Source organism: Paenibacillus sp. FSL R7-0204 (genome assembly GCF_038002225.1).
Taxonomy (GTDB): Bacteria; Bacillota; Bacilli; order Paenibacillales; family Paenibacillaceae; genus Paenibacillus_AQ.
On sequence record NZ_JBBOCA010000001.1, the window covers coordinates 2902719 to 2923865 of the forward strand.

At 53.3% G+C, this 21147-nt stretch carries 20 protein-coding genes and 1 riboswitch; of the genes, 19 read left to right on the top strand and 1 reads right to left on the bottom strand.

Going from position 1 to position 21147, the window contains the following annotated elements:
• The first annotated feature begins 7 nt into the window (after nucleotides 1-7).
• Nucleotides 8-439 carry a peptidylprolyl isomerase gene (locus MKX42_RS12840; RefSeq protein WP_036727386.1) on the top strand — a complete coding sequence of 144 codons (432 nt, stop codon included), beginning with the start codon at nucleotides 8-10 and terminating at the stop codon, nucleotides 437-439.
• Between the two features lie 138 nt (nucleotides 440-577).
• Here MKX42_RS12840 and MKX42_RS12845 read toward each other — a convergent pair whose 3' ends face one another.
• The gene (locus tag MKX42_RS12845; RefSeq protein WP_340752831.1) at nucleotides 578-1339 is read right to left on the bottom strand and encodes a YwaF family protein; all 762 of its coding nucleotides are present in this window, start codon (nucleotides 1337-1339) and stop codon (nucleotides 578-580) included.
• 380 nt (nucleotides 1340-1719) lie between these two features.
• Here MKX42_RS12845 and MKX42_RS12850 point away from each other — a divergent pair, with 380 nt between their 5' ends.
• From MKX42_RS12850 to ccsA, 18 genes are all read left to right on the top strand, one after another.
• The gene (locus MKX42_RS12850) at nucleotides 1720-5211 is read left to right on the top strand and encodes a collagen binding domain-containing protein (protein ID WP_340752832.1); all 3492 of its coding nucleotides are present in this window, start codon (nucleotides 1720-1722) and stop codon (nucleotides 5209-5211) included.
• 300 nt (nucleotides 5212-5511) lie between these two features.
• Entirely contained in the window at nucleotides 5512-5913 is a 402-nt protein-coding gene (mscL, locus tag MKX42_RS12855; protein ID WP_340752833.1) for a large-conductance mechanosensitive channel protein MscL, read from the top strand.
• A gap of 106 nt (nucleotides 5914-6019) precedes the next feature.
• Nucleotides 6020-6193: riboswitch (FMN riboswitch) on the top strand.
• Nucleotides 6194-6416: 223 nt separating this feature from the next.
• Nucleotides 6417-7523 (top strand): bifunctional diaminohydroxyphosphoribosylaminopyrimidine deaminase/5-amino-6-(5-phosphoribosylamino)uracil reductase RibD, encoded by a 1107-nt coding sequence (gene ribD, locus MKX42_RS12860; protein WP_340752834.1) that lies wholly within the window; start codon nucleotides 6417-6419, stop codon nucleotides 7521-7523.
• Between the two features lie 26 nt (nucleotides 7524-7549).
• On the top strand, nucleotides 7550-8218 hold the full coding sequence (ribE, locus tag MKX42_RS12865; protein ID WP_340752835.1) for a riboflavin synthase: 669 nt from the start codon (nucleotides 7550-7552) through the stop codon (nucleotides 8216-8218).
• Between the two features lie 62 nt (nucleotides 8219-8280).
• A complete protein-coding gene (locus MKX42_RS12870) occupies nucleotides 8281-9534 on the top strand; it encodes a bifunctional 3,4-dihydroxy-2-butanone-4-phosphate synthase/GTP cyclohydrolase II (protein ID WP_340752836.1) in 1254 nt (417 codons plus the stop codon).
• Between the two features lie 42 nt (nucleotides 9535-9576).
• Entirely contained in the window at nucleotides 9577-10044 is a 468-nt protein-coding gene (gene ribH, locus MKX42_RS12875; protein WP_036698212.1) for a 6,7-dimethyl-8-ribityllumazine synthase, read from the top strand.
• A gap of 133 nt (nucleotides 10045-10177) precedes the next feature.
• The gene (locus tag MKX42_RS12880; RefSeq protein ID WP_340752837.1) at nucleotides 10178-10969 is read left to right on the top strand and encodes a segregation and condensation protein A; all 792 of its coding nucleotides are present in this window, start codon (nucleotides 10178-10180) and stop codon (nucleotides 10967-10969) included.
• Nucleotides 10938-11534, top strand: coding sequence for an SMC-Scp complex subunit ScpB (scpB, locus tag MKX42_RS12885; protein ID WP_340757680.1), 597 nt, complete (start codon nucleotides 10938-10940; stop codon nucleotides 11532-11534). Before MKX42_RS12880 ends, scpB begins: the two co-directional genes overlap by 32 nt.
• A gap of 272 nt (nucleotides 11535-11806) precedes the next feature.
• Complete coding sequence (locus MKX42_RS12890) at nucleotides 11807-12505, top strand: DUF2953 domain-containing protein (RefSeq protein ID WP_340752838.1); 699 nt, start codon at nucleotides 11807-11809, stop codon at nucleotides 12503-12505.
• A gap of 80 nt (nucleotides 12506-12585) precedes the next feature.
• A complete protein-coding gene (gene ytfJ / locus MKX42_RS12895) occupies nucleotides 12586-13080 on the top strand; it encodes a GerW family sporulation protein (protein WP_340752839.1) in 495 nt (164 codons plus the stop codon).
• Between the two features lie 185 nt (nucleotides 13081-13265).
• Nucleotides 13266-14549, top strand: a complete 1284-nt coding sequence (locus MKX42_RS12900) for a D-alanyl-D-alanine carboxypeptidase family protein (RefSeq protein WP_340752840.1) — start codon at nucleotides 13266-13268, stop codon at nucleotides 14547-14549.
• A gap of 53 nt (nucleotides 14550-14602) precedes the next feature.
• Complete coding sequence (locus tag MKX42_RS12905; protein WP_340752841.1) at nucleotides 14603-15274, top strand: nucleoside recognition domain-containing protein; 672 nt, start codon at nucleotides 14603-14605, stop codon at nucleotides 15272-15274.
• 6 nt (nucleotides 15275-15280) lie between these two features.
• The gene (locus tag MKX42_RS12910) at nucleotides 15281-15814 is read left to right on the top strand and encodes a spore maturation protein (protein WP_340752842.1); all 534 of its coding nucleotides are present in this window, start codon (nucleotides 15281-15283) and stop codon (nucleotides 15812-15814) included.
• A gap of 617 nt (nucleotides 15815-16431) precedes the next feature.
• On the top strand, nucleotides 16432-16776 hold the full coding sequence (locus MKX42_RS12915; RefSeq protein ID WP_340752843.1) for an N-acetylmuramoyl-L-alanine amidase: 345 nt from the start codon (nucleotides 16432-16434) through the stop codon (nucleotides 16774-16776).
• A gap of 20 nt (nucleotides 16777-16796) precedes the next feature.
• The gene (locus MKX42_RS12920; RefSeq protein WP_036727368.1) at nucleotides 16797-17555 is read left to right on the top strand and encodes a pseudouridine synthase; all 759 of its coding nucleotides are present in this window, start codon (nucleotides 16797-16799) and stop codon (nucleotides 17553-17555) included.
• Between the two features lie 112 nt (nucleotides 17556-17667).
• Entirely contained in the window at nucleotides 17668-18192 is a 525-nt protein-coding gene (resA, locus tag MKX42_RS12925; RefSeq protein ID WP_339310405.1) for a thiol-disulfide oxidoreductase ResA, read from the top strand.
• Nucleotides 18189-19877, top strand: coding sequence for a cytochrome c biogenesis protein ResB (resB, locus tag MKX42_RS12930; RefSeq protein WP_340752844.1), 1689 nt, complete (start codon nucleotides 18189-18191; stop codon nucleotides 19875-19877). The genes resA and resB overlap by 4 nt, the downstream gene beginning before the upstream one ends.
• A complete protein-coding gene (gene ccsA, locus MKX42_RS12935; protein WP_340752845.1) occupies nucleotides 19874-21136 on the top strand; it encodes a cytochrome c biogenesis protein CcsA in 1263 nt (420 codons plus the stop codon). Before resB ends, ccsA begins: the two co-directional genes overlap by 4 nt.
• The last annotated feature ends 11 nt before the right edge of the window (nucleotides 21137-21147 follow it).

A 21147-nucleotide genomic window follows, 5' to 3' on the forward strand; every position in this document is an offset into this window, starting at 1 on the left:
TTTACATATGGCTAAGCAAGCGAAAATTACACTCGAAAACGGCGGTGTCGTGCTGATCGACTTGTTCGATCAGGATGCGCCTAATACAGTAGCAAACTTTGAGAAGCTGGCAAAAGACGGCTTCTACAACGGATTGTTGTTCCACCGCGTGATTCCAGGCTTCGTAGCACAAGGCGGCTGCCCTAACGGAACAGGCACCGGCGGTCCTGGATACACCATCAACTGCGAGATCAACCCGAACAAGCACGAGCGCGGCTCCCTGGCTATGGCCCATGCCGGCAAGAACACAGGCGGAAGCCAGTTCTATATCGCTTATGCTCCACAGCCGCACCTTGACGGAGTACACACAGTATTCGGTAAAGTGGTTGAAGGCATGGATCTGGTTGACGCTTTCAAAGGCCGCGACAAGATGACGACCGTTGAAATTGTAGAAGCTTAATACAAGCACTCCTTAGACGTTATAGGGGGAGGTTCTCCTCTTTCTATGGCATCGCCGAAGCACCCGGCTGGGTTATCCAGCCGGGTGCTTTTTGCCGTGCGGGGAATTGAACATAGCAGTTGGATTTCCTCCATCTGTTTACCTGCCAAGTTTCCGGCTGGCTGTGGCGCGGCGGGCCATGTACAGCTCCGGTAGCTTGAAGAAAATCAGGAACATCAGGAGGAAGATGACGAAGGCGAAGCCTTCTTCAACCAGCAGATAGTAGGGATAAGGACCGAAATAGTCCAGAACCGAGAACGTGCTGGGTTTGCGCATCAGGAACATATAGTTGGAGTCCAGCAGGACATTGGCGGAATAGACGCACGCGGCGACAAGGTTCAGGCAGAGCATGGTGAAGAATAGCGAGCGCCAGGCGGGCTTATATCCTTCGACCCAGGTCATGTACAGGGATGCGAGTATGATCGACCCGTGGGCGATGAAGAAGAGCAGGAAGCGGAAATGCGGAAACGGATAGACCAGATTAGGGGTAAGCAGGGCGATGAATGCACCGCCGATCCCGGCAAAATAAAGAAAGCTGTACAGCAGTCTGCTGCGCGTGAGCAGCATTACGACCGACAGAAGCAGGGTGATTCCGCATAGTTCCAGCGGCAGGGAGGAGCTGCGGCTCCAGCTGTCATGGGACAGATACCAGACATGCAGGCCCCCCTCAGAAGCAGCCAGCAACACGATCAGCAGCAGGCGTATGCCTAACCGCAGGCCGGACCTGTTGCGCAGGGCGAAGCGGGCCCAAAAGAGCGCCAGGCAGCATAGGGCAATAACGGACAGCGCAACGAGATGGGAGGCGGAGAGCATGACGAAATCGCTATCACGTGCACGGTCCCAGAATATAGTTCGGTTCACTTGGAATCTCTCCTTGAAATATAAAAATTTATAGGTTACACATGATAAATTATCCTTCTATTTCTCGCTGAAACGGCACCGTCCTTTAAAAGGACGGCAAAGTCGTTTCCGCTTGAATCCTGAATTAAGGGTTGCATAATAATTTCTTTAATTTTAACCATTTCTGATTCTAAAGTTCTACTCTTAGGTGATATAAGTATATATCGTCTGTAGTGGGCAGAAAAGTCAGGTTTACTAGTTTATTTACATAAGATGGACTCTTAGCCCGTATACATAACGAAACTTCAGGTGGAGTGTGTCCTTACCGGTGCGTTCAGCAGCCATCTTTTTAGCAGGTATGCTTCAAATCATTCAATCGAAAGAACGGGGGCTTATGGGAAATGGTGAAAAAAAGAACAAGCCTGGCAGTGGTCCTGGTCATGTTATTTGTGCAATTGGTCTCAGGGCTGGGCTTCACCCAGCAGGCTACAGCGGCGGCCATTGAACAGGACCAGGACATTATTACCAGTGTATCCATGGCGGTATATGGTCCGGATGGACAGACGGTGACAGGCAGTGTGTATGATGTGGATTCCACCGTGAGGCTGGACTATACCTGGTCGCTTCCTAACGGCCACGGCTATAGCCAGGGAGACACCTTTGCTTTCCAGCTTCCCGAGCAGTTCCAGCTCTTCAATGACATTCAGGGCGGACTGGAATCGGACGAAGGGACGGTAGGCACATTCACGGTCAGCCAGGCTACCCATCAGGTAGTGATGACATTTAACGATTACATCGAAAGCCATGCCAATGTGCAGGGGACCTTACGTATTAATACCCAATTTGACAAACAAGTGATCAGCGGCAGCACCGTCCAGCAGATTCTGTTCCCAGTGAACGGCGGGGTCCAGACGATTACGGTATCATTCAAGCCTACTGTAGGCTCGACGATTACCAAGAAGGGAATCTCCAGCGGCTTCAACGCAGATCATATTGACTGGACCGTCGATGTGAACAAAAGACTGGAGCCGGTAAGCGGCGCGGCTGTGACTGACCCGATTCCTGACGGGCTGGCACTGGACAGCACGGTTACGCTTGCCGTGTACCAGCTGAATGTTCAGCTTGACGGCACAGTTACGCAAGGCCAACTGGTAGACAGCAGCAAATATACTGCCGGAGTCTCCGAAGGGACGCTGAAGCTTCAGTTCACGGACCCTGTGATTACAGGGGCATACCGTATCGCTTATACTACGCAGGTAGTGAGTGATAACTTGTCCAGCTTCACCAATACGGCAACCTTCACAGGGGACGGCCGTGACCCGGTAAGCGCTTCGGATACAGTAGTTATTGAACGAGGCGGCAGCCTTAACAAAAAAGTAGTCCGTTATGACTGGGGCACTCAGACCATTAACTGGGCTATCGAATACAACTACAATAACCGGACGATCTCCCCGGAGAACGCGGTGTTGACGGATGTGTTCAACAGCTCCCAGGCGCTCATGGAGAACTCGGTGCGGATCTATCCGGTTACGCTGAATGCAGCCGGAGAAGCTGCTAAGGGCACAGCTCTTAATGCAGGCAGTGATTACACAGTAACGCCAGTCAACAGCGAATCCGGCAACGGATTCAGACTGGAGTTCAAGAATACGGTGAAATCGGCTTATCTGATCGAATATACGACCAAAGCCGCAGACCGTGTGTTCAAAGATACGAAGATCACCAATACTGTCTCTGACAGCACCTATAGCAGCAACGCTACTCAATTGATCCGGCCCATTATTATCTATAAGAATCTGTCCGGGGTGGATTACAACAAACACACGACCAACTGGAAAATCACGTTCAACGGGGACAATTATCCAATGAACGAAGTGGTAGTTACAGACAGCTTCCCGCAGGGAGGACAGAAATACATCTCAGGTTCTCTGGTGGTCCGTACTCTATCCGGCACAGTGATCCCTTCATCGGCTTATACCCTGATTGTGGATTCACCGGCTCAGCCTAATAAAGGCTTCGAGGTGAAGTTTAATGCACCGGTTACAGGTACTTATACCATTAGTTATCAGACGGAATTCAGCAATGACTGGCTAACAGGCAACACGAATGATTTCATCAACGTGGCCCGGATTGACTGGAAGGACAGCCAGAACAAGGCACAGTGGACAGAAGCCAGCGGGAAGTTCATTCCTAACTCTGAGGTGAAGAACAACGGGTTCAAATCAGGGGCGTATGACGCTTCTGCCAAAGAGCTGACCTGGACCGTAGGCGTCAATTACAACAGCAAATCCATTGCCGATCCTGTAGTGACGGATGTACTGAGTGACGGACAGTCTCTGGTACCCGGCTCACTGAAGGTATACAAGATGAATATTGCCAAGGATGGAACGCATAGCCCAGGCGCTGAGGTTGGCGGCAATGAGTTCAGCTATAGCGTGGGAAGCGGCAATGAGCTGAAGGTTGATTTTGACACAGCCATTCATTCGCCTTATTACATCGTATTCAAGACCAGCCTTGCCGGACAGCTAATCGGAACCAAGGTAGCCAATACAGCGAACCTGCTGGACGGCACGAAGAAGGTCTCCAAGGATTTGAAGGCCACGGTAGATATCCCGCACGGGGATGAATATGTGTTCAAAGACGGCGCACAGAATGGAGATAAGCTGAACTGGACCATTGCGATCAACCGCACCCAGTCCCATGTTAAAGATGCCGTAATTACCGATGTGCCAAGCACGAATCAGATCCTGCTGCCGGACAGCTTCCAGCTCTACCGTACGGTTACGGCCGTGAACGGCGAAGTGACAAAGAGCGGTCCTGCACTTCAGAAGAATACTGATTACACTTTAACGATCAGTGCCGATGCACAGGGCAGACAGTCCTTCGTTTTAAGCTTCCCCGGTGACATCTATTCCGCTTATGTGCTGGAATATCAGTCGCTGATCGTTGCGAACACTGGCGATAAGCTGGTTAACTCCGTGAGCTTCAGCGGCAATAACGTTAAGCTTATCACCAAGGAGACAACCAAGGAGATTATCGTAGGAGTGTCCAGCGGTTCGGGAACAGGCAGCGGCGTCAGAGGGACGCTTAATGTCTTCAAGCTGGAAGCAGGCAATGTTGCGAAACCGCTGGCGGGAGCTACCTATGAGCTATACCGTCTGAACGGAAATGACCGGGTGCTGGTGAATACCCGCACCACAGATGCAGCAGGCATTGCAGCGTTCAACAATCTGTGGCTGGGCAGCTACGTCTTAATTGAGACAGCTGCACCGCAAGGCTATGTGCTTGATCCCACCGAGCATCCGGTGACGATCGGCTCATCGGCCGTGCTGAATCTTACCCTATATAATAAGCTGGCGGAGCAGCCCACGCCGACAGTAACACCAACGCCGACTGTAACTCCGGTGCCAACCGAGACACCTGTAGAGACTACAGTTCCGACTACGGTTCCATCGCCAGTGCCTACAGATTCTACGGGGCCAGAGGCCACACCTGTTCCGACATCGCCTGCTGGAGGACCGGTATTCACTCCGGTACCTACACCAGCCGGAACATTCGAACCGGGAGTCATTATCGATGATTCGCAGATACCTGCAGGACCAGGCTTGCCGGGAACGCCGCAGGCATCTGCACCGGCACCAACTGTGACTCCAGGACCGGCAGCGCCTGAAGTGGTGACGCCAATCGACGATAATATCCCGCTGGGCAATCCGGAAGTAGATGTTGAAGACGATCCGGTTCCGCAAGGAACGGTCTCGGGTATAAACGACGGCAGCGGCAGATTGCCGCAGACCGGAGAGAGCAGTCCGCTGCCGATCTACCTGACGGGTGCAGGCCTAATTCTGGGCGGCTTCATCCTCAGCCGGGTCTTCCGCAGAACACGCAAGCAGGACTAGGCAGAATTAGAGCAGCAGGATAGGGTTCCAAAAGCTTAACATGTAAAAAGGGAGCGATTCTCCATTATTGGAGACTCGCTCCTTTGCGTTTTTAGAAATTAGGTGCTTCGCATCCCGCTTAAACAACGGTCCGTTTGCGGAGCGTCCATCCAAGTGCATACGTTAATCCTACTCCGCATATAAAGCGGCTGTATCTCAAACTATATACCGTTTATACAATTTTCTGTTTGCCGTTGCTTTACGTGATGCTATAAATGCTATAATAACTTCAAATTCAAAGTTTCGGAGGGATGGTTCGTCATGTGGAAGGAATTCAAAAGCTTCGCCATGAAAGGCAATGTACTTGATCTGGCGGTTGCCGTGATCATTGGAGCGGCATTCGGCAAAATTGTTACCTCGCTGGTGGGAGATATCATTATGCCGCTTATCGGTCTGATCAGCGGAGGTATTGATCTGAAGGAACTTAGCTTCGGAACCGGAGAAGCTGAGGTGAAATACGGTATGTTCCTCCAGACCGTAGTCGACTTCTTCATTATTTCCTTCTCCATCTTCATGGTGGTGAAGCTGAGTACCAGGTTCAGACGTAAGGAGACCGTCAAGGTTGAGGTTGTGGAGACACCTGCTCCGGCACCGGATGTGGTCTTGCTGACGGAAATCCGCGATCTGCTGAGAGCGGACAAGCAGCGTGAGACGGGTGTATAAGGGAATTAAGTTACATAAATATAGTAAATTTCCGAAGCACACTTGCATTTCCCGCAGTGAAGTGATAATTTTGTTGTAGGCGTAACTTGGTATTGAACTGAATAGATCAATCCTTCAGGGCAGGGTGTGATTCCCTACCGGCGGTGATGCTGACGGATCTGGCTGAATATAGCTGGTTCCGGCGCTTAGTCCGCTACCCGCTTCGTATGATATTGCTACGGACGGTGGACCCGGTGTAATTCCGGGACCGACAGTATAGTCTGGATGGAAGAAGGAGAGATTCACGTGCCGTGCTTGCAGCAGGCGGCCGAGCAGCAGTGTTTTCGGATATTATGTGCGAACTTTCACAATGATGGAGGTCCGGCGTTTATTTACGCATATATTCTTTGCTGCGATCACCTCTCGTATATCCCGTCTTGAACTCCTCCTGGAGATTGAGACGGGTTTTTCTGTTTAGGGTTTGGTACACATGAAGACTACAGCCTTGGGATAGGAGGCAAGACATGGATAAGATGAACGATGAGTTTTACATGTCCCTTGCGCTGGATATGGCGGAACGGGCACAGGGCCAGACCGGAATTAATCCTGTGGTGGGCTGCGTAGTCGTGAAGGACGGCGCTATGATCGGGATTGGAACCCATCTGCAGCGCGGAACCGGACACGCCGAGGTGCATGCACTCAATATGGCAGCCGGTAAAGCGCAAGGCAGTACGGCCTATGTTACGCTGGAGCCATGCAGCCATTACGGTATTACGCCACCTTGCAGCCAGCGTCTGATCGACGAAGGGGTGGCCAGGGTGGTTGTTGCCTGTGAGGACCCCAACCCTCAGGTGGCGGGCCGGGGAATTGCGATGCTGCGCGAGCAGGGAATTGATGTTGAAGTAGGTCTGCTGCGGGGCCGGGCGCTGCGGCTGAACGAGAAGTTCATCAAGTATATTTTGACGAAGCAGCCGTTCGTAACCCTCAAGAGCGCGAGCACACTGGACGGCAAAATCGCCACCCGGACCGGAGACAGCAAGTGGATCTCGAATGCTGAGGCACGGGAGATTGTACATACCCTGCGTCACCGCCATCAGGGGATTATGGTCGGGGTGAATACGGTGATTGCCGATAATCCTTCGCTGACGACCAGACTGAATGTGCCCGGGCGGAATCCGCTGCGGATTATCATCGACTCCACGCTGCGGCTTCCGCTGGATAGCGCGGTGGTCAAGGATGGACTCGCGCCTACGGTGGTCGTAACGACAGAGGCAGCCGATCCTGACCGCAGAGCAGCACTGCTGGCTGCAGGGGTAGAGGTCATTGCTGCGGGCAGCGGTCCGCGTGTGGATCTGCAGGCGGCTATGGCTGCGCTCGGTGCAATGGAGATTGGGTCTATTCTGCTGGAAGGCGGCGGGACGCTGAATGGGGCTATGCTTGCGGAGGAATTAGTTGACCGTGTGGTCCTCTTCTTCGCTCCCAAGATTGTCGGCGGCGGCGCGGAAGCAGCAGGAACCTTCGACTTCGGGGGTGTGGAGCTGATGCGTGATGCCATCCGGCTTGAAGGATTGGAAGTGGAACTGCTCGGGGATAATGTGTGTATCAGCGGCACCCCGGTTCCTCAGCATTAACCGACTATTCAGGAAGGAGGGATGGTATGTTTACCGGCTTGATTGAAGAGGTGGGAGTTCTGCGCAGCGTCACCAGCGGCGGGGAGATGATGGTGCTGAATATCGGCGCCTCACTCATTATGGGGGATCTGAAGATCGGCGACAGTGTGGCTGTCAATGGGGTCTGTCTCACGGCAACCTCGCTCGGGGACCATCATTTTACCGTTGACGTTATGCCCGAGACCTACCGCAACAGTACGCTCAAGGAGCTGCGCACCGGTTCCAAAATGAATCTGGAACGCGCCATGGCTGCTGGCGGACGCTTCGGAGGACATATTGTCCAAGGGCATGTGGATGGAACCGGTGAGATCCGCAGCGTCAGGCGCGATCAGAATGCAGTAGTGTTCGAGATTGCCCCGGACCGTAAATCCCTGTTTAAATTCATCATTCCCAAAGGCTCCATTACGATTGACGGCATCAGCCTTACGGTTGTGAGGACGGAAGCCGCAACCTTCACCGTGTCGATTATCCCGCACACGCTGGGAGAGACGGTGCTGGCCCACAAGCGGGCGGGAGACCGGGTGAATATCGAATGTGATGTGCTCGGTAAATACGTGGACCATCTGCTCCATTACGGTTCGCGCGCAGGCAATGAAGATGATGGAGGAGGCTCGAAGATCAGCCATGATTTTTTGGCGGCCAACGGGTTCGCATAATCTATAGATCAGGCATACGGCAGGCCGTAAGGCGTGCGTATAGCCATTAGGAGGACAGTAATATGAGCCAGCTAGCTGATAAAGACAGTGTTCTAGACCCGATTGAAGATGCGATCTATGACTTAATGCGCGGTAAGGTCGTTATCGTTGTAGACGATGAGGACCGTGAGAATGAAGGAGACTTCGTTGCGCTGGCGGAACGGGCTACCCCGGAAGTGATTAACTTCATGATTACCGAAGGACGCGGTCTGGTCTGCGTACCGATCACAGCGGAGCGTGCAGAGGAGCTGGACCTGCACCCGATGGTATCCCAGAATACCGATAACCATGGAACGGCGTTCACGGTATCCATTGACCATGCGGATACGACGACCGGCATCTCGGCCGGCGAACGCTCCCAGACCATTAAGGCCATGCTGGACCCCAAGGCCAAGCCGGCCGACTTCCGCAGACCGGGGCATATGTTCCCGCTGATCGCCAAGAAGGGCGGAGTCCTGCGGCGTTCCGGGCATACGGAGGCTGCTGTCGATCTGGCCCGCATGTGCGGGGCTTACCCGGCAGGCGTCATCTGCGAAGTGGTGAAGGTGGACGGTACAATGGCCCGCCTGCCTGACCTGATTGAAATCGCAAGGAAGCATGATCTTAAGCTGATCAGCATTAAGGACCTTATTCACTACCGTAACGAGAAGGAGCGTCTGGTTACCCGTGAGGTAGCGGTGAATCTGCCGACGGATTTCGGTGATTTTCAGACCATTGCCTATACGAACGAGGTAGACGACAAGGAGCATGTTGCCCTGGTTAAAGGTGATATCTCCGGGGATGAGCCGGTGCTCGTACGTGTGCATTCCGAGTGCTTGACCGGCGATGTATTCCATTCGCACCGCTGTGACTGCGGTCCGCAGTTCGAAGCGGCGCTGCGCCAGATTGAAGAAGCCGGCAGGGGCGTTCTTCTCTATATGCGCCAGGAGGGCCGGGGTATTGGCCTGATCAACAAGCTGCGTGCCTATAAACTGCAAGAAGAAGGGCTGGATACTGTGGATGCCAACCTGAAGCTGGGCTTCGCGGCGGATCTGCGGGATTATGGTATCGGAGCACAGATTCTTAAGGATCTCGGTATCCGCCAGATCCGTCTGCTGACCAACAATCCGCGCAAGATCAAGGGGCTGGAAGGCTACGGCCTTGAGGTTGTGGAGCGCGTAGCGATTCAGATGCCGGAGAACAAGGACAATACCAATTATCTTCATACGAAGCAGGCGAAGCTTGGGCATCTGCTGAATTTTGACAAGATCGAACAGAATGAGAATACCAAAATTTAATCATAGATTACCTATCCTATACACGAAGGGTTGATGAGTAGCATGCCGAATTATTTTGAAGGACATTTAGTATCTGAGGGCTTGAAATATGGGGTGGTTGTAGGACGTTTCAATGAGTTCATTACCAGCAAGCTGCTCTCCGGGGCACTTGATGCCTTCAAACGCCATGGCGCCGCTGATGATGAAGTGGATGTGGCCTGGGTACCGGGCGTATTCGAAATTCCGCTGATCGCCCAAAAAATGGCTGAAAGCGGCAAATACGACGCCGTAATCACGCTGGGGACAGTCATTCGCGGATCTACAACACACTATGATTATGTGTGCAACGAGGTGGCCAAGGGCGTGGCGGCGATTAACCTTAAGACCGGTGTTCCGACTATTTTTGGTGTGGTTACGACGGAGAATATTGAACAGGCCATTGAGCGCTCGGGGACCAAAGCCGGCAATAAAGGCTGGGATGCAGCGACTGCCGCTATTGAGATGGCTAACCTGAATAAGCTGTTCAAATAATACACCTCTTGACGAAAGAGCGTAAATCGTGCTTATTTATAGGTATGAGAAGAAAGCATGAACATAGATCTTTCTACTTGTGTAGCGTCCTTGCGGCGCTGCACTTTACTTTTTTTGGGCTGGAGGAAACCGCGTGACTGTATTGTACAAGCTGGAGACGTTCGAAGGTCCGCTCGATCTGCTCTTGCATCTGATTGACAAGGCGGAAATCGACATCCAGGACATTCCGGTCAGCGAGATCACCGAGCAGTATATGGAATTCCTACAGGGAATGAAGGAGCTTGAGCTGGATATCACCAGTGAATTTCTGGTGATGGCTGCCACCCTCCTGTCGATTAAGAGCAAAATGCTGCTGCCGAAGCCGCCCGTTATTGAATTCGAGGACTTCGATTATTATGAGGATGACGGCTATGATCCGCGCGCGGAGCTGGTGCAGCGCCTGATTGAATACCGTAAGTTCAAGAGCATCGCGGTTCATCTGCTGGATATGGAAAGCGAGCGCAGCCTGATTTTTACGAAGGAGCCTGAGGATCTGGGCCCCTTTGTTCCTGCGCAGACGGACAATACACTGAAGGGCCTGCATACCGCCGACCTGATTGCTGCGTTCCGCAAGGCGCTAAGCAAGGCTGCCCGGCGCACCTCGTACCAGCGGATCACCCGGGATGAGATCTCGGTCAAGGACCGGATTCGTGAGGTGTCTGAAGCCCTGCAGCGCAAAGGGACCGGCGGCAGAATGCGGTTCTCGTCCCTGCTGCATGAGGAGATGGACCGGCAGGAGATCGTCGCCACCTTCTTGGCTATTCTGGAGCTGATGAAGATGAAGGCGATTTACTGCTACCAGGAGAAATTATTTGAGGATATTGTTATGGAGTGGAGAGGGGGAGAGGATGTCAGTGGACTACAACACGCTGAAATCAATTATTGAAGGCCTGCTGTTTCTCTCAGGGGATGAAGGCCTGTCGGTCCGGCAGATTGCCGAGATTACCGAGCAGCGGCCCGATCTGGCTACAAGAGCGCTGGATGATTTAAAAGAAGACTATCATTCGCAGAGCCGGGGTCTTCAGGTGGTCCAGATTGCCGGGAATTACCGGCTGGCGACACTCCCGGAGCATGCGCAGTATTTCGAGCGGCTGGCGTATTCGCCCTCCAGATCCTCCCTGTCCCAGGCGGCGCTTGAGACACTCGCGATTGTGGCTTACCGCCAGCCGATCACGAGAGTGGAGATCGAGGAGATCCGGGGCGTCAAATCCGAACGGGCCATCCACACGCTGGGCAACAAGGATCTGATCCATGAAGTGGGCCGGGCGGAGGCTGTCGGGCGTCCGATTCTGTACGGCACGACCAAGTCCTTCCTGGACAGCTTCGGGCTGGCCAGCCTGAAGGAGCTGCCGGAGCCGTCGAGCTTCGATACCTCCGAGGGCCTGGAAGAGGAGACCCAGCTGCTGTTCAGCAAGCTGGACAGCCAGATGACTTTTGATGAGCCGGAATAATGCAGCGGGCTGCCGCTGTGACAGAAATGCCGTTGTCCCTTCGGGGGCAGCGGCATTTTTTCAAAATATAAGATTTTATATGTTGCACACGATAAAGTATCCTTCTATTTCTCGCTGAAGCGGTACCGTCCTTTAAAAGGACGGCAAATCCGTTTCCACTTGTGAAAAATGGAGAAGTTAACGAAATCACCGAATGTTATCCAGCCGTAATTGCCATACTAATCCAGAGGCTACATGTTTATTATTCTAAAGTCTGCTTGGAGGTTAACCGTGTGACGTTATGGCTGGCAATACCCTTAATCCTGCTGCTGCTCGTAGTTCTGCTGTTCCTGCTGGTTCTGGCGTCATCGATTCATTTTCACTTGCGTGTCCGCAGGCTCGGTAAGGATGACCGCATCGAATTCGACATCAAAGCTGTATATGGCTTCGTTAAATTTCATTATGAGGTGCCTGCGCTGGTCTTCCAGAGCCTCGAACAGGGAATTAAGCTCAAGGTGGAGACAAGCGGAATCGCACCGGTGAAGCTGGATAGCGAGAAGGAAGGGCAGGTCGATAAGGAGTCTGTGACGCAATGGCTAAAGAATGTACGCACTGCGTTACATGCCACCCGCGGTCTGAAAAAATGGCTGCAAGACACCCTCGCTCATATTCAGATCACCAAGCTGGACTGGTCCACAGACTTCTCTCTGGGGGAGGCTGCAACGACCGCCACGGCGGTAGGGGCCTTATGGGGCCTGAAATGGACGATGATCGGCGTGCTCTCCCGGATGGTCAGACTGGTGCATAAGCCGGGAATATTTGTGGCGCCTGTCTTCCGGGATCAGCCGTCTTTTGCAACGGAAGCCGTCTGCAGCGGCAAGCTGTCCGCCGGATATGCGCTCTATGCGGGTCTTCTGCTGCTGCGGCGTGTGTCGAAGGTGGAAGGCGGTCTGGGCCGGTGGAAGAAATTGCTCAGCCGTGAACGCTCCTAAATAATCTACATACTCCAATCTATAGTGGGCAAGATAAATACTGCAGGTACATTTATATACACACGAGGAGGAGACAAACAATGTCAGATCATCCGATTCAAGGTCTCATGCAGACCGCAATGGAGAATATTAAAGGCATGGTTGATGTAAATACAATTGTTGGAGATCCGGTTGAAACGCCCGATGGTACCGTCATTCTGCCAATTAGCAAGGTGACGTTCGGTTTCGCAGCAGGCGGCAGTGACTTTAGAGTCGAGGATGAGGGTCCGGGCGTGAACAGCAGCGGGTCCGGTGTCAAAATGCTTCCTTTCGGGGGCGGCAGCGGGGGCGGTGTGTCCATTCGTCCGATCGCTTTTCTGGTCGTTGGCAGGGAAGGGGTACATATTGTGCCGCTGGATAATCAGACCCATCTGTTCGAGAAAATTATTGATGCCACGCCTAACCTGCTCGACAAAATTCAGAATATGTTCCAGCCCGGCATGGTTCCCGAAGCTTCAGATATTCCCGGCTCCAAGGTAACCAAAACCGTTGTGGAGACCGGGTCCGGCTCGCCTGACCATTCGTCAACACATTAGGATACAGCGAGGATACAGCGAACTCAAGAAAAGTATGGAATACGGGGATATCACCTTAGAAGGTGGTATCCCTTTTTTGCCGGATGATGGAGGATAGGACATACCTGCCCCATGCCCCGCATACACTTGTACAACCAGGCAAGACTGATGAACCGTTGCGTAAGGAACGGATAAGAAGCCGGAGGATGAACATGAAGACATTAACCCGAAAATCTATGCTGTCCTTACTGTTGTGTGCGCTGCTGCTTGCGCTGGTGCCTGTGTCTGCCGTTAGTGCAGAGAACCGTTCGATCTCTACCCATGCCAGGGCAGCGGCGCTGATTGATGTGACTTCCGGAAGAATTCTGTACAGCAGCCGCGGGGATGAACCGATGCTGATTGCCAGTCTGACCAAAATTATGACCGCCCTTGTGGCGATAGAGAACAGCGATATTACGTCGAAGGTCAAGGTTGGTAAAAATGCTTTTGCCAAGGAGGGCTCCTCCCTGTACCTGAAGCTGGGTGAAGAAATGACGCTGAAGGATATGCTGTACGGGCTGATGCTACGCTCCGGCAACGATGCAGCAACGGCAATCGCCGAGCATGTCGGCGGCTCGGAGCAGGGGTTTGTCTACCTGATGAATGCTAAGGCGCAGGAGCTGGATTTGAAAAATACGCATTTTGCCAATCCGCACGGGTTAGATGCAGAAGGCCACTTTTCCAGCGCGAATGATTTGGCCGTATTGACTGCTTATGCGATGCATAATCCGGTGTTCAAGGAGATCGTAGCCACCAAAGAGAAGACAGCGGACAATCCCTATGAGAAGTGGGACTATAAATGGAGCAACAAGAATAAGATGCTGCGCCTCTACGAAGGAGCGGATGGGGTCAAGACGGGGTATACCAAAAAAGCGCTGCGCTGCCTGGTCAGCTCCGCTACAAGGGACGGGCAGCAGCTCGTGGCGGTTACGCTGAATGACGGTAATGACTGGAACGACCATTCCTCGCTGCTGGACTTCGGCTTTAACCACTATCCGCTGAAGACGCTGGTCGAGCGGGGCGAGGCCGTCAAAGGCTACAGTCTGGTTACCGGCAAGGCCTTCGCCTATCCGCTTGGTCAGGGGGAGGAAGCAAGGCTCGTCAACAAGCTGGTGCTTAAGTCAGGTCCGCAGGCTGCTGCGGGGGGGAATGCTGCGGGTACGAGGAGTGCAGGTGCAGGCTCCAGTGTAAGTGCAGGTGCGGGCAGGGCAGGTACAAATGCCAACGGTAGTGAGGGCGATGTTAACTTCGGGCTCAGAGGTGTGATTATTTTGCAGCTGGGAGATAAAGAGATCGGGCGGGTTCCGGTGTACACTCCGGGCCAGCTCCCGCCGGAGACATCACCATATGAGAAAAGGTACAACGCTGCGAGTGCCTCCGCCTACCCGGCGGGCAACTGGCTGCAGGCCTTCGGCAGTGCGCTGCGGGCGTTGTTCCGCACAGGGGAATAGTGAGACCATGCTTTAAGACAGAGTATAAAGAATGATCCGGGGGAGGGATACCGATGTTAAATGCAATCTGGCTGGGGATGATTCTGATCGGGTTTGCCTTTGCAGCAGTTAACGGACGGATGAACGAGTTCACGGCCGCCGTATTCGATGGTGCGAAGAGCGGGGTGACCGTCAGCTTCGGGCTGATCAGCGTGCTGGTGTTCTGGCTGGGCATTATGCGGATAGCGGAGGATGCCGATCTGCTGAAGAAAATCTCCAGAGTGCTGGGTCCGGTAGTCTCCTTTCTGTTCCCGGATGTGCCCAAAGGGCACCCCGCCATCGGCTACATTCTCTCCAATATGAGCGCCAACCTGCTGGGGCTGGGGAATGCGGCCACTCCAATGGGCATTAAGGCGATGCAGGAGCTGCAGACGCTGAACCCGGATAAGGAGACAGCAACGCCAGCCATGTGTACCCTGCTTGCGCTGAATACCGCCAGCATCACCCTGATTCCGGCGACTCTGATTGCGATCCGGCTGAATTACGGATCAGCGGACCCGGCGGCCATCGTCGGGACCACCCTGGCGGCGACGGCAGTGGCTACCCTGGCCGCGATTGCTGCGGACAGGCTGTTCCGCCGCCTGACCCTGCTCCGCAGGCCGCCCGGACCGCCGCCGGTCCTGAAGGCCGGTACCGGCCCGGCAAACGGGAGCGGGGCGCTCCCACATTCTTCGGTGAAAGGATGACCGTCCATGTTACAACTGATCAGTCTGATCTCTGCCTGGGCGATTCCGGTCATGGTTACCTTTATTCCGCTGTATGCCTTCATGCGCAAGGTTCCGGTCTATGAATCTTTCGTGGAGGGGGCGAAGGATGGCTTCGGTACCGCTATCGCGATTATCCCCCATCTGGTCGGCATGCTGGTGGCGATCAGTGTGTTCCGCGCGTCCGGTGCGCTGGACTTCCTGATGGGCTTTGTAAGCCCTCTGATGGAGGGAATGGGTATTCCGTCAGAGGTGCTTCCGCTCGGTCTCCTGCGCCCGCTGACGGGCACTGGATCACTTGCCTATACTACAGACCTGATCCGCATCCACGGCCCGGACTCTCTCATCGGTATGATTGCTTCTACTATACAGGGGAGCACAGACACCACCCTGTATGTGCTGACTGTGTATTTCGGCGCTGTAGGCATCCGCAACGGCCGCTATGCCTTGAAGGTAGGCCTGTTCTCGGACGTCGTCGGCTTTATTGCTGCGATTGCTGTTTGTCTGCTTGTGTTCGGGTAGGGAGTAGATTGTAGGAGGTAGGTTAATAGATGGATTTCCTCCACCTGCTGCTAGACGAATGAACGTTGTGAAGACAACAGTTGGAAAAATGCCGCTTAATTATAAGTATTCTCGCCAAAGTATTGAAATTAAACAAATTAAATGCCCTATTTCCACCTGCTTCAGCTAACTTCCCCAAATCCCATGAATTAGGATACATTTATCCAATTATTTGCCTCCAGGAGAGAGCAAATGAAGGGTATTAGTGCACCTGATCACTTCCCTGGCAACCTGCCGCCAGTGGTTGTGGTTCCCAAGCGCTGCCCAGCAGCCGCTCGCCCTACAGTCCTCACCCCTTCTGGGAGGTGAGGACTGTTTGTTATTAGGTTTGCCCGTGCGTAGACGGAGTAACGGAGAGGAATTTTGGAACTGGAGGAGCGCCAGCGTCCGCCTTTAAAGTTGGATTTCTACTGCTGCAGGGCAGTCTGATCAAGGAAATCCAACTTTAACAGCGGCCGGAAGTCCAAACATTCCCCGGAGTTACGATTAGTCAACGCTTTTTAATTAACAAACAGTCCTCACCGCCCGCCCCCCCACTTCATATGCTATTTCAGCAATACGGAGGGAGGACGACAAGGGTGGAATACAAAGGCTTTATTCTGCATCATTCCCGCTGTCCGTCTATTAACGGCAAAGGCTTCGACTTCTGGGTCGGGCTGAACGGCTCGGTCTATGCGGCGCCGCTGCTGACAGACCCGGAGCATATTCATATTTGCCTCGAAGGCAACTACGGGGAGGCGGAGCAGCTGCCCAAGCTTCCGGAGCGCCAGCAGCAGCTGTTTGCAGCGGGGAAGCTTATACTGGAGCTGTCCGGGCGCTATCAAATGTCGCCGCTTACGGTGGAGCCGCATAGTGAAACTTGCCCCGGAGCATTTTTTCCGTGGAATGATCTTGTGATTTATGCCTCCGATGGTTATCATTAACCTGAGGTGAGTAGTCGAAAATGGAAAGATTACAGAAAATATTGGCGCAAGCAGGTGTTGCGTCCAGACGCAAATGTGAAGAAATGATTTTGGCCGGTAAAGTGGAAGTCAACGGGGAACTCGTAACTACGCTTGGCACGAAGGCGGACCCCGCAACCGATATTATTAAAGTCTCGGGCAGACTGATCCGGGGCGAGAATAAAATCTATATTATGTTCAACAAGCCCAAAGGTGTAATTACAAGCGCCTCGGATGACAAGGGCCGCAAGGTAGTAACGGATTACCTGAAAGGAATCACAGAGCGCGTATACCCTGTAGGCCGCTTGGACTACGATACGGAAGGGCTGCTGCTGCTGACGAATGACGGTGAGTTTGCCAACCTGCTCACGCATCCGAAGCATCATGTGCCGAAGACGTATCTGGCCACGGTCAAGGGTGTGCCGCACGGCACAGCGCTGGACAAGCTGAAGGCCGGCATTAAGCTGGAGGACGGCATGACCGCTCCGGCGGAAGTCGAATACAAGGATATCGATGAAGCCAATAAGGAAGCGGTAATCAGCATCACCATCCATGAAGGCCGCAACCGTCAGGTCCGGCGGATGTTCGAGGCCGTGTCGCATCCGGTTATCCGCCTGAAGCGGATTTCCTTCGGGGATATTCTGCTTCAGAATCTCAAGCGCGGCTCCTACCGCCATTTGACCAAGGATGAGATCAATCATCTGCAGCAAATTGCCAAAGCGGGAATGCTTCGGGACAATCAGACACGCAAAGACACATAAAGTTCACAATTCCCCCTCCTAAAACTGTGACAATATTCGTTATAATGTTCATAGGATGTTCACACCTTACAACTAAAGTAATGAGTTGCGTCACAGAAGGGGGTACCCCTGTATGGGCAAAGCCAGGAAGCCAATCCAAATCGTGATACTATTTCTAATCGTTCTGCTTGGGGGTTATGCCATCAGCTCCTCTGTGTTCGGGGGAGACGGCAAGCCGCAAGAAGGCGGGAAAGCGCCTAATTTTGAATTGCTTGGGCTGGACGGTGCGACCCATACGCTGGAGGAATTCAGAGGGAAGTCAGTTGTACTGAACTTCTGGGGCTCCTGGTGCGCACCATGCGTGAAGGAAATGCCTGCCTTGCAGGCGCAGTGGGAGAAATGGAAGGATCAGGGTGTTGTAGTCTTGGGCGTGAATGTGGGCGAGGATCAGATGACGGTGGACAATTTCGTGAAGCTCGTGGATATTGATTTTCCGGTTGTGATGGATAAGGGACGCGATGCGGTCCGCAGCTATGGGGTCTCCCCGCTGCCCACTACCTTCTTCATTAATACGAAGGGCAGGGTGGACAGCATTCATATCGGCCAGCTGGATCTGAGCTCGCTTGACGAGCAAATCGGGAAGCTGGTGGGACCATGAGTAAGCATGAGCCGCTGATCAGCAACACCAAATGTGAATGCGGTCACCAGAATCCGGTAGGAACGGTTCTCTGTGAAGCCTGCGGCAAGCCGCTGGATGAGAAGGAAGAGCACGCCTCGGGGAATCTGGAGATGCGCTACGATGGGGTGGCCCGCCGTTCACAACGGGTAAGTCCGGGAGTGATCGATAAGGTCTGGAACTTTTTTTCCTCAGTCAAAATTGCCATCTACCTGATTGTATTGACGCTGCTGGGTGCGATGCTCGGTACGATTTTTCCGCAAGAAAGCACCTTTCTGAATATTGACGCTTCAACCTATTATGAACAAACGTATGGAACAGCCGGGAATATATATTATAGACTCGGCCTTTCGCATACCTATGAATCCTGGTGGTTCGTGACGCTGCTGGTCATGATCGGAGCTTCTCTGGTCATCTGCAGTCTGGACCGCGTGCTTCCGCTCTACAAGGCGCTAACCCGGCAGAAGGTCCGCAAGCACCGCCAGTTCCTTACCCGTCAAAAGCTTACGCTGATTACAGAGGTGGAGGGGGAGCCGGAGGAATGGGTGGCACGGATCGTTCAGCCGCTTAAGAAGAAAGGATACCGCGTGCGGACGGAGGGAGGCGCATTACTGGCCGAGAAACACCGTTTCAGCCGCTGGGGACCTTATGTAATACATATTGGCCTGATTATATTTTTGCTTGCTGTGCTTGCCAGGGGATTGCCGGGTCTGAATATGGATCAGCATCTTGCCTTCCCGCAGGGAGAGGCAGTACGGATACCGGACACCAGCATGTACCTGAAGAATGAGAAGTTCACAGTAGAATTCTATAGTGAAGAAGAGATGCCCGAGGAATTCCGGGGCAAGAAGGTCCTCCCTAAGCTCTACGAGACCAAGGCGGTTCTATATGAATGTACGGCGGACTGCAGCGATCCTTCCAAGGAGCCTCAGCTTGCGGAAGTTGCCCGGCACGACATTCAGGTGAATTCTCCGCTGAGCTACCAAGGAATGAAAGCGTATCAGTTCGACTATGATCTTACGCCTGTGCTGCGTTCCGTGCAGCCTGATCTCGTCAATGCTTCAACCGGTGAGAGTTACGGCAAGTTCAGACTGGATATGAAGAATCCGCAGCGCAGCTTCAAGGCGGGACCGTACACACTTGAGCTCAAGGAGAAGTATATGGATTTCGGATTGAATGAGGAAGGCCGTCCGGTCTCTACCTCCCCTTATCCGAACGCTCCGGCGTTTCTCTTCCTGATCCGTGGTCCGGATCTGCCGGCACAGGGGCAGCAATATTTCTATTTCCCGAAGCAGGTGGACAAGGAGCGCTTCCAACAGGAGGCCATCAACGACAAGCTTGGAGGCGGCACACGGTTTCTGGAGCTTGAGGTGGGCAGTATGACGGATGTGGATTTCTCGGAATCCACCAGCTATCTCAATATTCGTGTGGACCGGGCAATGCCGTTTGTCTGGATTGGTGCGGGTATTGTCATGCTGGGGCTGATTCTCGGCTTCTATTGGCAGCACAGACGCATCTGGCTGATCGTTGAGGGCGGACAGCTGGTGCTTGGAGGACATACGAACAAGAACTGGTTCGGCTTCCGCCGTGAGCTTGTTTCTATTCTGGCGCAGATAGACATGACAGTCGATGACAAATCATTGGACAACGGAGGAGGCATGGCATGAGCTTGCTCGATTTCAGCAGTGACGTCTTTATAGCCGCATTTTTCTTGTACAGCGGTGCCTTCATGTTGTTCACCATTGCCATTATGGGCCGCAAATGGTCGGGCAGGAAGCCGGAGGAGCATACGGCACGGTGGGGCCGGATTGCTTTTATCACCTCCTCACTCGGGCTGATCTGCCATCTGGCCTACTTCATTACCCGCTGGATGGGGGCCGGTCATATTCCGGTCAGCAATATGTATGAGTTCATGACCTTCCTATCGATGATGGTGATGGTTGCCTTTACGGTGATCTTCGCCATCTACCGCAAGATGATTCTCGGGGTATTCGCGGTTCCGATCTCCATTGTTGTGATGGCCTATGCAGCAGTATTTCCGCAGGAAGTGCAGCCGCTCATTCCTTCGCTCAAATCGATCTATCTGAATATTCATGTCACGCTCGCCGCCCTCGGAGAGTCCTTCTTCGCGGTGGGCTTTGCTGCCGGACTTATGTATCTGCTGCGGACAGTGAAGTTTGAGAGCAAGGAACGCAGTGACCGCAAGCAGCAGCGGCTGGTCGAATTTACTCTGTTCTCGATCATTGTTATAATTGGGTTTCTTGGATCTGTATTTGCCTTCCGCGGCGCGGGCTATGAATCTGTTTTTGTCCGTTCGAACGTTACGATTGACAGCCCCGGGCAGGAAGATAGTACAATAGAGAAAGTGAGTTATAAAATGCCGCCGATTGTGGCACCGTACCATAGCGAAATTGAGAGCTTCCAGCCGTTTCTTGGGCTTCAGAAGCCTTTGTTTCATGCACCTTCCTGGATGAATGGTGTCAATGCAGGGCGCAAGTTCAACACTGTGATCTGGTCACTGCTGTCCGGACTGCTGCTGTATGGCATTCTTCGGCTGGCCGTGCGTAAGCCGCTTGGGAAGGCCCTTCATCCGGTGCTTGATGGAATCGACGAGAATGACCTGGATGAGATTACCTACAGGGCAATCGCCATCGGGTTCCCGATTTTCACACTGGGGGCTTTGATTTTTGCAATGATATGGGCCGAGGTGGCTTGGGGCAGATTCTGGGGATGGGACCCCAAGGAAGTCTGGGCACTCGTCACTTGGCTGTTCTACAGTGCGTATCTCCATTTGCGGCTGGCCCGCGGATGGCAGGGACGCAAATCCGCTTGGCTCGCTGTACTCGGCTTTCTAATCGTAATGTTTACCCTGGTCGGCGTTAACCTGGTTATAGCCGGACTTCATTCATATGCGGGAACGGACTGATAAGCTCAGAC

Excerpts from the sequence above, each read along its gene's own strand:
- MKX42_RS12840 (WP_036727386.1), top strand. The coding sequence starts at position 8 with ATGGCTAAGCAAGCGAAAATTACACTCGAAAACGGCGGTGTCGTGCTG.
- MKX42_RS12850 (WP_340752832.1), top strand. The coding sequence starts at position 1,720 with ATGGTGAAAAAAAGAACAAGCCTGGCAGTGGTCCTGGTCATGTTATTT.
- mscL (WP_340752833.1), top strand. The coding sequence starts at position 5,512 with ATGTGGAAGGAATTCAAAAGCTTCGCCATGAAAGGCAATGTACTTGAT.
- ribD (WP_340752834.1), top strand. The coding sequence starts at position 6,417 with ATGGATAAGATGAACGATGAGTTTTACATGTCCCTTGCGCTGGATATG.
- ribE (WP_340752835.1), top strand. The coding sequence starts at position 7,550 with ATGTTTACCGGCTTGATTGAAGAGGTGGGAGTTCTGCGCAGCGTCACC.
- MKX42_RS12870 (WP_340752836.1), top strand. The coding sequence starts at position 8,281 with ATGAGCCAGCTAGCTGATAAAGACAGTGTTCTAGACCCGATTGAAGAT.
- ribH (WP_036698212.1), top strand. The coding sequence starts at position 9,577 with ATGCCGAATTATTTTGAAGGACATTTAGTATCTGAGGGCTTGAAATAT.
- ytfJ (WP_340752839.1), top strand. The coding sequence starts at position 12,586 with ATGTCAGATCATCCGATTCAAGGTCTCATGCAGACCGCAATGGAGAAT.
- MKX42_RS12900 (WP_340752840.1), top strand. The coding sequence starts at position 13,266 with ATGAACATGAAGACATTAACCCGAAAATCTATGCTGTCCTTACTGTTG.
- MKX42_RS12905 (WP_340752841.1), top strand. The coding sequence starts at position 14,603 with ATGTTAAATGCAATCTGGCTGGGGATGATTCTGATCGGGTTTGCCTTT.
- MKX42_RS12910 (WP_340752842.1), top strand. The coding sequence starts at position 15,281 with ATGTTACAACTGATCAGTCTGATCTCTGCCTGGGCGATTCCGGTCATG.
- MKX42_RS12920 (WP_036727368.1), top strand. The coding sequence starts at position 16,797 with ATGGAAAGATTACAGAAAATATTGGCGCAAGCAGGTGTTGCGTCCAGA.
- resA (WP_339310405.1), top strand. The coding sequence starts at position 17,668 with ATGGGCAAAGCCAGGAAGCCAATCCAAATCGTGATACTATTTCTAATC.
- resB (WP_340752844.1), top strand. The coding sequence starts at position 18,189 with ATGAGTAAGCATGAGCCGCTGATCAGCAACACCAAATGTGAATGCGGT.
- ccsA (WP_340752845.1), top strand. The coding sequence starts at position 19,874 with ATGAGCTTGCTCGATTTCAGCAGTGACGTCTTTATAGCCGCATTTTTC.